General features: G+C 52.4%; 12 protein-coding genes and 1 pseudogene. 1 reads left to right on the forward strand and 12 read right to left on the reverse strand.

What is annotated here, in order from left to right:
• On the forward strand, positions 1-1095 hold a 1095-nt coding region (locus tag AC2FCQ_RS21105), incomplete at its 5' end, for a BCCT family transporter (protein ID WP_490658452.1).
• A gap of 272 nt (positions 1096-1367) precedes the next feature.
• Here AC2FCQ_RS21105 and AC2FCQ_RS21110 read toward each other — a convergent pair.
• The 12 genes and pseudogenes from AC2FCQ_RS21110 to AC2FCQ_RS21165 all read right to left on the reverse strand — a co-directional run.
• Positions 1368-2759 carry a VasL domain-containing protein gene (locus AC2FCQ_RS21110; protein ID WP_490307722.1) on the reverse strand — a complete coding sequence of 464 codons (1392 nt, stop codon included), beginning with the start codon at positions 2757-2759 and terminating at the stop codon, positions 1368-1370.
• Positions 2760-2887: 128 nt separating this feature from the next.
• Entirely contained in the window at positions 2888-3337 is a 450-nt protein-coding gene (tssE, locus tag AC2FCQ_RS21115) for a type VI secretion system baseplate subunit TssE (RefSeq protein ID WP_265555080.1), read from the reverse strand.
• Positions 3337-3882, reverse strand: coding sequence for a type VI secretion system lipoprotein TssJ (gene tssJ / locus AC2FCQ_RS21120; protein ID WP_490307723.1), 546 nt, complete (start codon positions 3880-3882; stop codon positions 3337-3339). Before tssJ ends, tssE begins: the two co-directional genes overlap by 1 nt.
• Positions 3860-4945, reverse strand: coding sequence for a type VI secretion system baseplate subunit TssG (gene tssG, locus AC2FCQ_RS21125; RefSeq protein ID WP_490307724.1), 1086 nt, complete (start codon positions 4943-4945; stop codon positions 3860-3862). The genes tssJ and tssG overlap by 23 nt, the downstream gene beginning before the upstream one ends.
• A complete protein-coding gene (tssF, locus tag AC2FCQ_RS21130) occupies positions 4909-6663 on the reverse strand; it encodes a type VI secretion system baseplate subunit TssF (RefSeq protein WP_265555086.1) in 1755 nt (584 codons plus the stop codon). Before tssF ends, tssG begins: the two co-directional genes overlap by 37 nt.
• 89 nt (positions 6664-6752) lie before the next feature.
• Positions 6753-7181 carry a DUF1240 domain-containing protein gene (locus tag AC2FCQ_RS21135; RefSeq protein WP_209632637.1) on the reverse strand — a complete coding sequence of 143 codons (429 nt, stop codon included), beginning with the start codon at positions 7179-7181 and terminating at the stop codon, positions 6753-6755.
• A gap of 86 nt (positions 7182-7267) precedes the next feature.
• Complete coding sequence (locus AC2FCQ_RS21140; RefSeq protein WP_209632636.1) at positions 7268-7684, reverse strand: DUF1240 domain-containing protein; 417 nt, start codon at positions 7682-7684, stop codon at positions 7268-7270.
• Positions 7681-8961, reverse strand: coding sequence for a PAAR domain-containing protein (locus AC2FCQ_RS21145; protein WP_209632635.1), 1281 nt, complete (start codon positions 8959-8961; stop codon positions 7681-7683). The genes AC2FCQ_RS21140 and AC2FCQ_RS21145 overlap by 4 nt, the downstream gene beginning before the upstream one ends.
• Before the next feature lie 31 nt (positions 8962-8992).
• Complete coding sequence (gene tssA, locus AC2FCQ_RS21150) at positions 8993-10594, reverse strand: type VI secretion system protein TssA (protein ID WP_490307725.1); 1602 nt, start codon at positions 10592-10594, stop codon at positions 8993-8995.
• 4 nt (positions 10595-10598) lie between these two features.
• Positions 10599-14063, reverse strand: a complete 3465-nt coding sequence (locus tag AC2FCQ_RS21155; protein WP_490307727.1) for an ImcF-related family protein — start codon at positions 14061-14063, stop codon at positions 10599-10601.
• Positions 14060-15268, reverse strand: a complete 1209-nt coding sequence (locus AC2FCQ_RS21160; RefSeq protein WP_490307729.1) for a hypothetical protein — start codon at positions 15266-15268, stop codon at positions 14060-14062. The genes AC2FCQ_RS21155 and AC2FCQ_RS21160 overlap by 4 nt, the downstream gene beginning before the upstream one ends.
• Before the next feature lie 800 nt (positions 15269-16068).
• Positions 16069-16495: pseudogene (locus tag AC2FCQ_RS21165) on the reverse strand (hypothetical protein); the annotation flags it as partial.

Raw genomic sequence — 16495 nt, forward strand, 5'->3', positions numbered from 1 at the left:
ATCGTCAGTAAAACCTTTAACCTCTATGCTTACGAGCCAAAATCCAGCAACTGGTTGGGCGGTTGGACACTGCTGTATTGGGGCTGGTGGTTATCATGGTCGCCATTCGTGGGTATGTTCATAGCCCGCGTTTCTCGTGGACGTACTATTCGTGAGTTTGTCACCGGTGTGCTGTTCGTTCCGGCGGGCTTTACGCTGCTTTGGATGACCGTTTTCGGCAACAGCGCCATCAATCTGATCATGAACGAAGGCGCGCGCGATCTGGCCAACACGGTACAAAACGACGTAGCTCTGGCGCTGTTCAACTTCCTGGAGCACTTCCCGTTCTCTAATATTCTGTCGTTTATCGCGATGGCAATGGTCGTGGTGTTCTTTGTCACTTCTGCGGATTCTGGAGCGATGGTCGTTGATACATTAGCTTCCGGCGGCACCGATAAAACGCCGGTCTGGCAGCGGATCTTCTGGGCCTCAATGATGGGAGTCGTCGCGATTGCATTACTGATTGCCGGCGGGCTGAGCGCATTGCAAACCGTAACCATTGCCAGTGCCCTGCCGTTCTCGATGATCTTGCTGGTGTCGATCTACGGGTTATTAAAAGCCTTGCGTATCGATGCGTACAAACGCGATAGCCAAGTGATGACCACGATTGCACCGACTGCGGCACGTAACCCAATCTCGTGGCAGCGACGCTTACGTAATATTGCCTACTTCCCGAAACGTTCTCAGGTAAAACGTTTTGTCAGTGAAGTGGTTCAGCCAGCCATGATGTTGGTGGAGGCCGAATTAGCTAAACAAAACACCACGTCCTCGATTGATGATTCGCAGGACGACCGTATCCGTTTTGAAGTTGATTTGGGTGAAGATTTGAACTTTGTCTATGAGGTTCGCCTGCGAGCTTACATTCAACCGGCCTTTGCCTTGGCCGGATTGAACGATGAGGAACGCGACGAAGAACATAAATACTATCGCGGTGAGGTGCATCTGAAAGAAGGTGGGCAGGATTACGATGTGATGGGTTGGACACAAGAGCAGATCATTCACGATATTCTTGACCAGTACGAGAAGCATCTGCACTTCCTGCACTTGGTACGCTAATCCCCTCAGCGACGACACGGCCGCCCCATCCAGGGCGGCTTTTTTATGCCCGCGGTACAACGCGCTTTTCTGGACACAACAAAACGCGCTTTATCCACCGTTTCTTTGGTCCTGTCCGGAAACAGAGCAGCCTGTAGTTCAGCCACTCTCAGATGCATATTCTTTTCCCGTAGCGTCATTCTTCGTCACTCCAGGGACGAAAAACGACGTTAGTCCATCGGACACGGCTATTCGGGTAAAGAGTAGCAACGCTCATAGTTCTTAACATTTGTTTATTTTGATGCTTTCAGTTTTATTTCAGCATAACGGACAGTCAGTTGCTTCAGATGCATCTCCAGTTGAGCCATAGCCGCGGCAGGTAAAGGTTCTTGAGCCGGTTTTTCTGACAATGCTCGCAGTTGCTCTTCAGCCGGTATCGATTGATTAAAGGACTGCATGGTGGAAAATACCACTGATTTCAGCTCACTGACGGTCATGTATTTACCTTTCTGTTCATCAAGCCCGTTCAGCCTGTCACTCAGCTTTTGTAGCGTTGCCATTCCCTGATACCAGCCATTCAGGTTTTCTGTCGGTATGCTGGCAGCGTTCAACTGCCGCTGCCACTGTCGTACCAGAGGCTTAGCCTGTTCCGGCCACAACGACTGAGCCTGTTCCAGAAGCTGCCGGCTGTAGGCAATACTCCAGCCAGGGGGAAGGTTGTCCAGCCGGGCAAGCTGCTGCTCTGTTTGTGCGATTACAGTGTGTGGTAACGGAGATTGCTGACGCAACATATCCAATTGTTCAGGCGTGAGTATTGCGGGTAACGGCGCCAGGGATGCAGCAAACTGAGCCTGTAACGGGTCAGCTCGGTGTAAGACATGCCAACCCCACACCGTTACCGCACTTATCACCAGCATGGTGATCATTCCAGCAGTAAAGAATTTCCACTTTTTTTCCGGTGCTTGTGTCGCCCTCAAAACTTCTACGTTCGGCTGTTGTTCCGGCTGCGCAACATATACCCATTTCTCTGCGCTGTCCGCTGCACTATTCTCCTCTGCCGGACTACCGGAAAGAGCCCCGGTGGATGCCACTGCATCATTCATCACCGTAGCAGGCAACGTGATACCTGATTGAATAGTCGGAGCGGTGCGGGTTGCGTCATCGCTGTTTTCCAGTCTGACGGCATTGTTGTGCATAACGGTACGTAGGGTATCGAGCTGACTGAGATGTTTAAGCTCCAGGCGCTGTAATACTGCCCCCAAGCGAGCAAGGTGCTGTTCCGCCCGATAAAGCTGGCTAAGATCGCTGTAATTCAGGGGGAGCATACGCATCAGTTGCTGTAGACGCTGACTCAGACTGCTTAGAATTTCCATGCGGGCATGTACCGGCTGCGGCCAGAGCACGCCCCATTGATGGCTTATCAGGGTCTCCAGGATGGATAATCCTTCATTCAGACCGAACACTCCGGCCAGCTGCGCGCGGGCCAGCGTGTACCAGGCTGCCGTTTGCAGCTCCACACCATTTTGCTCAAACAGCGAAAGGCAAAGTTCTTCAGCATAACGCCAGTTCACATCCGGGCGTGCAGGATGCGTCAGCTTACTCAGTTCATCGCGCAGGGTGACATAATCCGATAGTGTGCGCGGGTCGCTACCGGTTTTGATTTTACGGGAAGGAAAGTCTTTCATGACCAGATATCCATTTAACTCGTCTACCACGCCGGAGGGTTATTGTTTATGCCGGTTTGCAATTTCATTCAGAATGTCCATATAAGAAGGGAATACCAAAGCGCTGGTGCCATCCAGTTTGCTCAGGCTTACAGCGAATTATCAAGATACTGCTGTTGTTTCAGGTGGCGCAGCAACACCCTCCCCTCAGGCATAAACTCGGTGCCGTAACGCACCAGACCTATGCCCTTCAGCTCTGCATCGATGGCGTAACGCAGCTTACCGGGCTGAGTCTGCTCCTGTATCACTACATCAACGTTTTTAAGGCGTGGTTCATATTTCAGCAGTACCTCTGAGAGCATCCCCATCAATTGATGGGCGGTCCCCGGCATTCCCTGCAGGATTTTCGCCATATCAGGCAGGCCATAATCGGGTAAATGAGCCAGCGTGCCGGCGCGGCAGTTGAGAATGCGCTGCATATTGTCCAGCACGGACAATATGACCTGATTTTCTTCGCTGACCTGATTGAGACCAAAGCCCCCGGTAAAATGACCGGTGAGCATTTCATACAGCGAAGGTGATTGGTGAGTATGAGGCATCACTTATCCTTTACGTGGAGCAGCGTCAGATGATTGTTTCCGGCCTCGATCACCCGGGCCTTGTCCGGATCGAGCTCTTCACGGCCCATCGTCAGCCTCCAGGTGTTATTGTCCATATCCGGATGGCGGAATAACCCCACCACCGCCACAAACTGCGCCTCTTCTTCCATCGGCATGTCAAGGTTCACATCCCCGCCCGGTTTCAGCACCACATCACGGTTGGCAAGCAGGTCGTCTTTCAGAATGATGCCGTCATCCTTGAGAAGTTGCTGATAGACCGTTTTATCGAAGGTCTTGCGGTCTTTCAGTTGGTAAACGCGCACCACTACCGGCTCGGACAACGCGTTGCTCTCGCGGGAGTCGGTATTCAGCGCCTCACGTGCCGTGAAATCCAGGTGCAGGACCTTAATCTTCTTGTAAAAGAGGGCGCTGAAAGCCGACTTGATGCCATCGGTGACACTCTGCGTCACCCCGCATCCCGCCAGGCTGAATGCTATCAGCGGCAACAGCCAGCGTGCGGTTCTAATTAAACGTATACGTAACACGTCGGTTTCCTTGTTGTGGTGTGGCAGGTTTCATACCGCTGTAATAGCCCAGTTCCGTCGTGAAGATCTGAGGAATATCCTCTGAGAGTTCCCCCTCTTCAGCGCCCAGCACGCCGTTCATGCCGAGCCAGAAAGGCCCCTCACCCAGCGGCGGAGCCACCAGCAGTCGGGTATGGGTCGTCAGGGTGATTTTTGCCTTAAAGCGCCAGCCGAGATACACCCGCAGCATCACCAGAAAATCCTGATAGAGCAGACCATCCGGCTTCCAGCCCTGCGCTTCCAGTTCGCTATCTGTCGTGAGCGCAATCCGCAGTTGGCTAGCGGCATCCATCGCTTCATCGCCGAGCGGCGTGTTGCCGTCCAAAAGAAAATCATCATCGCTGTAAAAACCCAGCGGCTGACTTAACGCCACCGGACGCAGGCAGTACGGACTCACCTGCACAGTGGTATTCGGGGCCAGCAGGGTCACCAACGCCTGCACTCCTTCCTGGGTTTTGCCCGGTTGCTGCAGCACACCCAGCAGTGCCAGAAAGCGGGACACGGGTGTGGCAATATGGTTTGCGGTGCCGGGAATACCCAGCCCCACCAGACCCAGCAGAGACTGAGAGATGCTGTCTGTGCCTCCGGGCTCGAACGTTGCCGGGTAGGAATATTTACGCCAGATGCGGTAAAACTGGGTCAGGATACGGTGGCTGAAGATATCCAGAAAACCCTGCAGTGCCTCATGCCCTTCCCGGCGCTGGGTAATGTCATCGAGATAGGCTGTCGGCAGTGGCGAATCCACGCCGTACACTCCCATAAACGTGGTGCGGATGACCGGTGGTTTGCTGTCATCATCTTCATCGTACTCCACTGCCCTCAGCTCACTGGCAGGAAAGCCCATCCCTGGATGGGGCACAAAGCGTACCGGGTCGTCACCAGGATGGCTGGTTGAGCCCATCAGCGGTTTGCCCGGATTACGCTTCTCCAGCAGTTGGCATAAGCGGTAAAAGTTAATGCGGTGAAGGTCGGCTTCCAGTCGCGGGCTCAGCCGGGAATACGGCGGTTGTGCTTCTCTTCCCATTCCAGGCGCTCTCCGGTCGGTTGCAGAATAATAATCAGGCGGTTAAACAGATAGATATCGGTGTACAAGGCGAAGAAACGGCTCAGCATCTCCCCGAACAGGGAGATATCCCCTCTTCCCGCAAAGCCGTGGCTGTCGAGCGCCACTTCAATCTGCACGCCGCGTACCAGGTAGCCCTGCTCAAAACGCTCCGTTTCACTGTGTTTCACGTCGAGGATGGCCTCAAGGCGACGGCGGTTCATCTCACTGTCTGTCCACTCGTACAGCGCCAGGGTACCGCGCAGCACGTCGGCATTATCCATCATCGACAGAAACCCGCTGCCAAGATGGCTCAGCACCCGCCAGTGGAAACGGTCCTGCGCCGGGGGATAACAGGGCAGCGTCGGCGCACACAGGTTGCGCACGGCGATGCTGGCCGAGGTGGTTTTCATTACCGTATCAAGCACCGTGCTTTGCAGCGCCCGGCGCGGCAATTGACCGTTGGTGCCGGTGAGCGTCAGCGACAGACTTTCATCTTCCGGTACTGTGTGATTATCAAAGGCTTCACCACCGAGGATCAACCAGGTGTTATGCAGCCCGGATGGCCCCCGACGCACGCGGATGTGGTAGTAATACTCCGGCGCTGCGTGGCGCATCATTCCGCCCTTGTGGCGAAAGCTCGAGAACGGCACGTAGGTATGCCGGCTTGATGACATCACCGAATCGACCGCATATATCTCGGTATGACCATCCTGTACGCGCATCGGGCGCAGCATGTATTCGGTCTGCAGGGAGTTGAGCGTCAGCGGGTCGGACTCCAGCGGGAACAGGTTAATCACCGGCACGCAGTTCAGGCGCAGATGCTTCTCGTTAAAGCTGAAGTCATGCGCCCAGCGTTCCGCCAGCACCACGTCGATTTCGAACCAGGGAAGCTCAGCCGGAAAAGCCACGGTCTCCAGCCCACGCAGGCCGATGAACATGAACTTCTCGCGGAAAGTAAAGTACTCCAACAACAGCTGGTAGCCGCTGAAACTGCTGTTGCTCTTCGGCCAGAGGGTATCGTCATCGGCAAACCCAAGCGCAGTGAAATGCCCCTCCAGCAGTCTTCTTTCCGCATCGCCGGGCATCCGCAGCCATATCCGGGACACATTCAGAGTGAAGGCTTCGTGCATAGCGCAGGCCAGCGACGCATCGGCATTAAAGTAGAACGGAATATGGCTGAGATCGACACGGCTCCAGTCCGCCAGTTCTCCGCAGCTAAAGCGAAGCGTGACAACCGAGCGACCATCCGCATCGGTTGCCAGACGCGCACTTTCAAGTGACAGCGGCTGAAGGGTAATCTCTTGGGTGGTGGTGTACCGGCAGCGCGTACCCTTCTCACCGATCGGCCGCGAGTTCACCTCGAAGCCTTTGGCGATGCGCATCGGCTCTTTCATTTCGCGCCAGTCGGGGGTGAACTCCACCACCGACATCGACGGAATGGTGCGCAGATAGTGCGGCCACAGCAGACTGACCAGCCCTTCGGTCAGCTCCGGCAGGTCATCGTCGAGCTTCTCACGCAGCCGGCCCATCAGGAAGGCAAAGCCCTCAAACAGGCGCTCCACGTACGGGTCGCGCGCGCCCGCTTTATCGAGATTGAGCATCGCCGCCTGCTCGGGATGAGCGCGGGCAAACTCGTCGCCGGCCTCCAGCAGGTAGCGCATTTCGGCGTCGTAATAACGCAGGGTTAAATCATCCATATTTTTTTCTGCTTAGTTAATTGCTGCGTGTTAAACGCTGAAGCAGACTTCGCGAGTCTGGCGGGAGTATCAAAAAGAATCGAGGCCCATCAATACTGAGCACAAAGGGAAGGCTCTATAGCATATTTTTTTGCCATACCAGGCATCCATCCTGAAGGGATCCCCCGACATTCGGTGTAGCCTTTATCCATGAGTGATGTCGTATATCTTTCTGAAAAGATAAACATTCCAAGCATAGTAAGCCCTAAGATGATAAACACGGCCTTCAGTAATTTTTTACCTGATGTAACGCTTATCTGCTTTCCGGTAAAAATAACAGGAAAAAGCATCGCTAATAATGGAGAGAAAAAGAAGAAAAAAGCAGCAGCGAAAAACACCCAAAATGAAAAATTGACGACATCAGGGTAGGAAAGATATTCAGCTAATTCATATATTCCGAGATATGAAATCCCGACAGCAAGCCCCATGAAGAATATGACCTCAGCAAAAGCAATCACACGTTGTTTTAAAGGATACATTTTAATAACCCAGTATTATAAATACTTGCAGTGTTTTGCGCAGATGCAATCTTATCTCTGTAATCGAAAACCTTTTCCTGCCCGAGTTAAGATGAACAAGACATTGGGGGCAGAACGTATTTTGTTGCCATTCCCGGCATCCACCCATCTGGTCTCTCTGAGCATTTCTGATACCCTTTATCTTCAAGCACTGAAGTGTAGGAAAATGAAAACACTATTGCAGCGATAACAAAAACTCCGATCAAGCCAATAAATATCCTATTTGCTTTTTTGCATTTCACTATGGCAACAATTTCACCATACTTCATGGCCATAAACCAATAAATACATGGAAACAATAAAACCACTGGTATCATTGGCAAAACAGATGAATAGGGTGAAAAAACGACCTCATCTCCAAAACTAAAATATTCGCCAAAAATTTCTTTTGAAAACCAAAGGGAACCCAGAGAAAAAACACTCCAGATAATTACATTCCCAATAAACCGTTTTTTTTCATTCATAATTTCATAACCTGGGGAAGAAGGTCACCAATGTACTTTTTAACATACTGTTCTATCTCTGACTCTATGACCTTCCGGCCTTTTCTGAGCATACCATCTACATACATCGCCCCAAGGTCAAGGATACCATCTGATACTTCCCTTGATTTTTCCATAAACTCCTGCTGTGCGGATTCGATATATGGAGAAATAAACTCAACAAGGTCATCAGTAATGTGATATTTTTTATCCAGATAGTTCAGTACAATGGCAATACCCACGCCAGCGATAACCACAATTGCAAGATTAAGAACAACAAACGATGTCATGGTATACAAACCTACACCGTAAAGTGCTGCAGATGAAATGCCTACTTTAGCGAGGTCAGTTGCTAGCGTACCAAGGAATTTAGACAATGTAGTCTCATCATTCAAAATAAAGTCAATAGTATCTATCACCGAAACATAGACAAAGCCAAGGATTGCACCTTCAACTATTGATTTCTGTATTCCATATTTCCCGATCCCTGCTTCTATAATTTTAGGATTCATCTCTGCAAAAACAGGTGCATTGAGCGTTTTTCTTACCGCAGCATACCCGCTTATTCTAATTAGTCGCGTTCCCTTATGGTTAACAAATACTGTTGCAGTAATGCCTATGCTCCCCAATTTGTAGATCATGACAGAAGCATTTGCGACATCATCAATATTCGTTGCGTAGGTTTTAACCGCATCCCCGACAGGATTGGACGTCCCTTTTGTCCAGGTCTGCTTAACAAAATCCCAGCCATCTATAACCTTCTGACACTCTTCCAAAGTCAACAACAGAAAATCGCGTCGGTTGTGTCTTAACATCCCTCTGACGTTGTTATCCGGAACGGTATAGGTATTGATCAATTGCGGATAACCTGGAGCCAGCATTGTGTCACTCTGCGAGTCAGCAAGGAATGCCATGGAAACAGCATCAGCGACAGGTGCTTTTTCTGTTTCGGGAGTATCTGAACTAGATCCCCCCGAGCTCTTCTCGTATGTATCGTCCCACATCGACGGGATAAATTTCGCCTTACAGGGACAGGTGCTGTAACTGTCAAGGGTTCCAGCCATTCGCCTGTCGTGAATGGTATCGTTATCGATGCCGCCGGCTATCTTGTATAGCCCGGCATGCTTCCCGCAGGTGACGCTGTCCTGTTCCCGGGCAACCGGTTTATCAAACAGCGTGTGATCCTCTGCGCCCGTAGTGATTTTCCCGCCACAGGTCGTTTTGTCGCCCTGCACCAGATAAAAGCCTTCTGCAGCCATATTTTTTCCCTTTAGCTGAATTATGTCCGGGTTATACGCAAAGCACTGCACTGCTGGCCGGATCGAGCGCTATCAGACCAGACAGAAGCAAATCCATCTCAGGTTGAAGCCGTGATTTATCGGTTTCACTGCGTGTGGCTTTCATACGCAGCAGTCTGAGGCGGCGTGATTTCACTTCAAACAACAGCGCCGGCGTCCACTGCGTGAGGGTGATTGTCTGAGCTGCACCATCGAGCTCACCGAGCAGATGCAGCGCCAGTTCATTTTTGCCCTTTTGCTCGGCTACACGGGCCATCAGCAGACGCAGCAACCATTTATCTTTTGCAGAGTCGGTACCCGGCCGTGTCTGCAGCCAGTGGAGCGTGGCATCCAGACCATCAGTGTCCGCTTTCTCCAGCGCTTCCGGCTCGAGGGCCAGGATATCGTTATCCGTCTCACCGACGGCACTGACCGGCTCATCCCGCCAGCCTGACATATCGTCCAGCACGCTCTGATTTATCCAGTTCAGCGTGACCTCATCAGCAAACGGCGTACCGTCATTAAAAGCCAGGGTTTCAAGCCCGGTAAGGCGGCGCAGCAGCCCTTTCAGGTCGGCGGCGATGATATCAGCCAGCACATCCTGCCCCGACTTCATCAGGGCCTGGTGGATATACCACTGCAAATCCAGCCAGAGGTGGTTGGCACCACGCGAAAAGGCGCTGTCTGCCTGCTCCAGTATCTCCAGCCAGCTCTGTTGCAGATACAGGCGTTTGAGCATGGCCCGCTGGTCAGCGCGCGGCGGTTCGATGCGCGTTTTTCCTTGTGCATCCGGGGCCGGAATAGCACTCAGGGTGTCATGACGCAGGCTTTTCATCAGCCGATGTGCGGCCAGCCAGCCATCGGGTTGCTCACGCAGATATCTCGTCAGGGTGCGGGCCTGTGCCAGCAAATCCTGGCCGGAAGTGACCCGGCCCAGAACCGGTGCGGTGCTGCCCGTCGCGTCGGACGCATAAGTATTCTGTGGGGTATCGCTGGCATTCTGCGGCACTACCGCATCCACGCCGCCGGCTTTCATCAAACGGGACTCCAGTGCACTGTAAAGCGCATTCAGCTCTGGCCGTGATGCCTCCGGCTCTGCCTCCAGACATCCCTGGATAAGCAACAGCGCGCCGACAGTATGCTGTGCATCATCGGCCACGACTTCCGGATACATCGACAGGCTGTCGAGCACGCGGGAACCCGCCAGCCACTCCAGAGCCGCTTTACGGCTGCGATCGCGCTGCGGGTGCAGCTGCGTGCCAAAGTGTTGCAGCATCCCGGCCAGCAACGCCAGCCCTTCGGCGAACCCGGCCTCACCCTCCTGATGCAGGCGCGCCCAGCAGTAATAGGTGGCAACACGGATGTCCTGTGCCGAGGTGGTGAGCAGCTTTTCCGTCAGTTGGCAAATCAGCGCTGTATCGATGCCGGAGAGTTTATTGACCTCTTCCCGGATCCTCTGGAAGTCATCGTCGTATCCGGGATCTTCACCGGTCGGGTGACTGTCGCTGACGGGGGCAGTCCAGCGATGCCAACTCTCCGTACGCGCCTGTGCCTGTTGCTTCAGTTGGGTTTCATCAGCCTGACAGGCAGTCACAAGATTATGCAGTGTGCTCATTGTGTTATTCCACTCCGTCCATGTCACTGCTTCCTGAACTCATCAGTGCCTGCGCCGTAGCGGCGCTGTCCACACTGAAAATCTGGTCCGGTAAGGTGAACCCTCGAAGATCAAGCAGCGCCAGCGGGCCTTTTCCCAGTTGGGAACGCAGCACCCACTGCAATGTGCGACCATCCGGTGCAGTAAAACTCATCATCCACTGGCTGCGGTCGAGTTGCTGACGTTTGCCCTGCTCCAGCCAGCGGATGAAACCCCAGGTCCCGCTGTAATCCCCGAACAACCGCGCACCGGCGTTGACCGTGGTCCAGGTCAGCATTGTCCCCGGCTTGTAAGTGTCTCCTGGCCAGCGGAAGCTCTGCCAGTCAGCCATCTGATTGAAGTAGTGCAGCGGCTGGCCATCAATGGTCAATTGGGTTTCCACCACCTGCGGTACAGGGCGCGCCTGCAGCTCAAAGCTAATGCCCTGGCTGCCATCGGTGAACAGAATATCTGACAGCTGGCTCAGTTGGTTAATGGCCCGCAGGAAGGCCGGGTTAAAACTCAGTCCCTGGCTGTTGACCTTATCCGGTACCCACTGGCTGCCCTCTTTGTGCAACACACCACTGAGCTCTGCCGTCAGGAAGCGCTCAATACGTCCGCTGTCCTTGCGCAAAAACTCAGCCAGCATCGGCAGAGAGGCATCACTTTTACTCGCAGCAAACGGAAAACGCCCGTCAAAGGCGGTGTGCCAGTTCGCCACCACCGAACGGCTCCATTTATCATTCAGGCTCGCCGCCGAGGGCTGGAGCACGGTCTCCCAGGCCTGGGTCAGCGGTTGCACAAACATCGTGCTACCAAAGCCACTCCATTCTTCACCAAGACTTGCCGAAATCAGACTGCCATACTGTTGGGTGTCGGTCAGGTCGACACTTTTTCCCTGGAACACCGTCTGGGCCAGGGTCTGCATCATCTCCTGCGGATCTGAGGCGCTGGCGACCTGCTGCAGGCGCAGACGAACACGGGTGATGCGGGTCAGATACGTCTGCAGGCTGAGCGAGGTATCGGCCGACATCACGTTGCTGCCGGTGTTTTTGCCCATCAGGGTCAGCAGCGGTCCAAAGGTTTCATCCATTGGCCCCTGTGGACCGGATGCCGTCTGGTCAATGGCCGGTTTATCACTTCCGCCCACCAGGTCTTTGGCTGACCTGATGATGGAGTCAGACAGCCCTTCGCTTTTCTGCCCGGTCTGCCCCTGCCAGGCGATCGTGTTCATCAGCGCAATCAGCGGCGACTGCCGGACGTCACTCATCAGCGTCAGCTGGTCAGTAACGTCAGCAATATTGTTTGCGGGGTTAAGTCTCAGGCTGTTGAGAAAGCTCAGCCAGCTGCCAGCAAAGTCTGTGAAATAACGTTGCGTCAGGCGTGCTTTCAGGGCTTCCGGCGACAGGTCTGAGGAGATGGCTTTTCGGCTGTCACTCAGCACCCAGTCAATTTCATCCCGGCGGGAATTTGCGGCCTTTTCGATAGCCTGCTGAATCCCCCCTTCCCAGGCCTGGCGGGTGAACATCCCCGGCACCACTTCTTCGGTGGTGAACAGGCGGCGGGCATCGGTGCCGCTGGTCATGTCTTCCAGGGAGACATCCGCAAAGTTGCGGCGAACGGATTTGAGCATGTTTTCATACAGCGTGCTTTCGGCATTACGGCGTCCAATCTGCTGGAGCAGCACCTGACGGCTCTGGCTCACCAGCTGTGCATCCGGTGTGATTTTCCACTGTGGCTGCTTTGGCAGTTCGGTGATGTAGAAGGCCCAGAGATCCGGCGACAGGCTTTGCCACAGGCCGGTTGAAATGCCCATTCGCGTCGGCTGCACGACTTTCAGGGTCCGAGCGTAATACGCGCCGTCTGCCTTATCCGGGCGGGCCATCATCAGCCAGGCTTTCAGTTGGTCATAGCCCGGCTTCGCCAGTTGGGCCCGCTGGTCGCTGCCAGGTGCGGAGCCTGCCAGCGCATTGAGCTTTTGCGTCAGAGCGGCATTTGCCGGGTCACGAATCAGGTGGTTGTTCGCCACGCCGTACCAGGGCAGCACCGCGTCGAGCAGTTGCTGGTTATGATCCAGACCGAAACGCTGGTACCAGGGCGCGCCTTCCTGAATACGGTGCTGCAGGCGGCCTGCATCATTACGCAGCGTATGTAGGGCCGTGAGCTGGTAATCCGAAACGGAAGGGTGTTCCACCAGAGCGTGAGCCTGTTCGGCGACAGAAACTATCTGCGACCGGTTAACCACAAACGACAGCAGCATCCCCGCCCCCCAGACAACGATAATCGCCATCAGCGTCCATGCAGGCGTCTGTTCCCACGCCATACCGACACGGCGGCCACGCACGCGGGTGCAGTCATCAACGATACCCTGCCAGGTCACCGGCAGGGTCAGCGCATGGCGCTGTGATTCCGGGATATATTTCTCAGCGTCGGTGGTTCCCCCTGCGATATCGGTTGGTTTATTCTCCGGCAGGCTGAACATCAGGCCACGCAGTGGAACACGCTGTTGGGAAGCAGCCAGCCATGGCATCAGTTGCTGAACCCAGCGGGCAATACCGCCGTCGTTGAGGTGCTGGCCCAGGCGCAGCAGGAAGTCGTGACTGTTGCTCTCAGCGACCTGACTCACCCCCTGCGTTCGCAGGGCCGGCAGCATCAGCTCAAGCTGGCGGGTAATCTCGTCGGCTTTTGCACGCAGCGGGAAACTGGCCCCTACCGTCTGTTCAGTGCGTTTTGCCTGCGACCAGGTGCTGTCACACAGTTGCCAAAGCCAGACCGGTGCAGAATAGCGCAGTAATTCACTGATTTTTTCCAGTCCGCGTAAATCGTTGTCACTGATTTGTGGGGTCAGGTTAAGCGACTGTGGCATAACGCGCACAATTCCGTCCAGCGGACGCCCGCGGCGCAGTTTACGCAGCACGGTGTATTTTTCCTTATCCGACTCTGCCGTCAGGCTGCCGCCATAAATCAGAACGGTACGGTTACCCTCCAGCCACTGGTTTTCCTGCAAGCCGGGTACCAGTAGTTCGATTGCCGCCTCATCGCCAGTGATCAGCAGCAGACGGGTTTTACGACGCCAGTAAAGACCAATACGGGAGCGGAGATGCGCCCGAATCTTGTTACACATGGCCACCGCAGGGTGAACAGGCGCTTTATCATTTTCCCGCTTCTTTTTCTCATCATCGCCGCTGGTGTTGTCGATAAGCGCATTAAACTCCTGTTTGCCGGCACTACGTACCGCCGCCAGGAGCACCACTGATACAATAAGGGCACAGCCTGAAATACATCCGCCGGCGATAAGCCAGTAAATTTGCTGCTGACTATCGTCTTCAATCCCGGCAACATCCGGATGCTTCCAGACCATGAACGTCATAACGGCTAACAGCAAAAAGAAAATCAATGCGACAGCAAGATAGCGGCCTTCCGTAGTCTTCGGTGCTAAAGGTAGCTTCACGGATCCATCTCCTGTCGGGAAGCAATCGGGGTAATGAGCGTGCTCCACAGCACATTCTGCGTGGTATCACCGCAGATAATCATCTGCAGTGACTGTGTTTGTCGGGCGATTTCAGTGGCGGCAGCGATAGCCAGCCAGGGGGCTGCGGCTCCGGCATGCCCCATGGATGTATCAAGCGAAATAACGGCTTCTTCCTCTACAGACTGCGCAGGATGTGCATTCTGGCACGCGATCGTTTCTGCGCGCTGCTCACCCGTCAGCCCGGCAAGCCATAAATTTTTCACGATATTTTCTTTGAGCGGGACGTTATAGGCAGCCATGCTCATCCCCCCACGCAGTTCACCTGATGGAGCAGCATCTGGTCGATGCAGCAACGCGAGAGGTTCGAGCGCCTCCTGTGTCAGGCGGTTGCCAAGAAGCAGAGCAACGACTGCTTCAGCAGTATTGTTTGAAACAACCGGATCAATCTGGAGACCAACAATCAATAACATCGCTTCATCTTTAATGCGGTGATCCAGCCAGTGGCTGACTACCCGCGGTCCATTGCTGTCTACATATTCAACAGCGCAGGTTATGCCGCTCTCCTGCCAGGCTTCCTGCCAAATATCCCGAACAGCAGGGAATGACAGAGATGAAGAGGCATCAAGGATGACAACAAGCGAGGTGTTTTCCGAAAACTGGTCAACTGGCAAATTAGCAATGAGTTCAGAGAACAGACGCGAGGTGACCAATTCAGGAGTATCTTCTGGCTCAATCGTAATACGGCTCAGCCTCCTGCTTTTGTCGCCTTTCCAGTCCGACTGCGAAATGATAATGCTGTGGTTATTGAGCATATCAACGGCAACAGAAGCTTGTTCATCTTCCTGATGGGCAGTAATAAATGTCGTATTCAGCACCTGAAGCGCACGGCGTGCTTTACGGGTCTCACTTAAGATCCAACGCTCCCGACGCCGGTCAAAACCATTCGCTTTACTGTCCTGTAGTGACCAGATCCACATTCGAAAACTGAAAGTTACAATCCACAAAACCACTGGCGTGCCAATAGCAAACATCCAGAAGTGACTATTATCGATGTATCGTCCGAATATACGCATGAGGATCACGCTGATGACCAACATCGCCACCAATACGGCAAACCAACGTGATGTTTTTGGTGGAACTGGCCGTGGATAACATTCAGGAAGATGCTTAAGGGAATACGACATTAATTATCTCGATATAAAAATACCACAAACTAATTTTATGATTGTGAGAAACACTCATCGTAATAAAACTTGGTTCAACAATGCATAGTCAAAACTTCTACCCAGTATATATCTTGGACAAAACACTTTTAGGGAAATGGCTCAGGCATTCAGGGATTACTGTTGCATGAAAATGACTAACGTGACCATCACCATTAATATACATGACATTTACATCAGGCAATCCATTTCTAGAAATACCACGATAAAACATCCCTCCGACGACACTATTAGATTTACTTAAATATATAACCTCGCCAGTTGTCCTGTCATTTTTCATGCTGAATATAATCAAGGAATCTAGTTTTAAAAGAGTGTCATTTAAAATATAAGCATGCCCATCGATTGCTAACCTATCGTCACCCGAAGAATAATTTACATCACTGGCACCCGTTAGAAGAATGTATTAATTATCTTTACTGGCTTTAACACTAATAGTTTCACACACATTATGAAATGCATTAGTGCGAAACATAGAACACATTGAAACAGATTTTTTGTCAACATCACCCTTTGCAAGACAATAACTTGTCGATAAAAAACGCAGAGAATGTAAAAAGTCAAATTTGATACCAACCCACTCACCGTGGAGAGAAAAAATTTTGTGAATTTCATTATTCATACATCCCCAATTAATAGCATCAACGACATAGTCGGCATAATTCACTTAATTTATTTATTACTAATACCCTTTCAGTTTTAGCCACAGGAGCAGAAAACATAACGAACTAACTAACACAAAAAAACCACCGATAATATTTTTATTTAACCTTATCTTCGTTGCAGTCATTCAATATTTTTTCATTCACTTTATTGTTCAGACCTATTTCCATACTTTCAAGAGTCTTTAATACGTAAGGGATCAGGCCACTATCTGAGGCAAGACTACCTGAGCCGCAAAGTGCGTTATAGGTAGAATCTTGAACTAAGCAAAAACTAACCAGTTCCTTTGCATTTTTATAGGTTTCTTTATCATCCTTTGTAAGATTCTCATCAAATACAACATACCCCTTAGTATTCTTTGCTTTGATATTGTATAACTTCAGCGGCTTGTAAGGTCCATCTTGATCCGAAGGAATAATGTCAGACTTTTTATTGTTTTCTTTAACCCGGTGATGCTGCCAACTTACTGATTTAGTGTATGATGGTGTTTTTGAGGTGCTCCAGTGGCTTCTGTTTCTATCAGCT

The organism is Serratia sp. CoH_134_PS_4 (assembly GCF_058190535.1).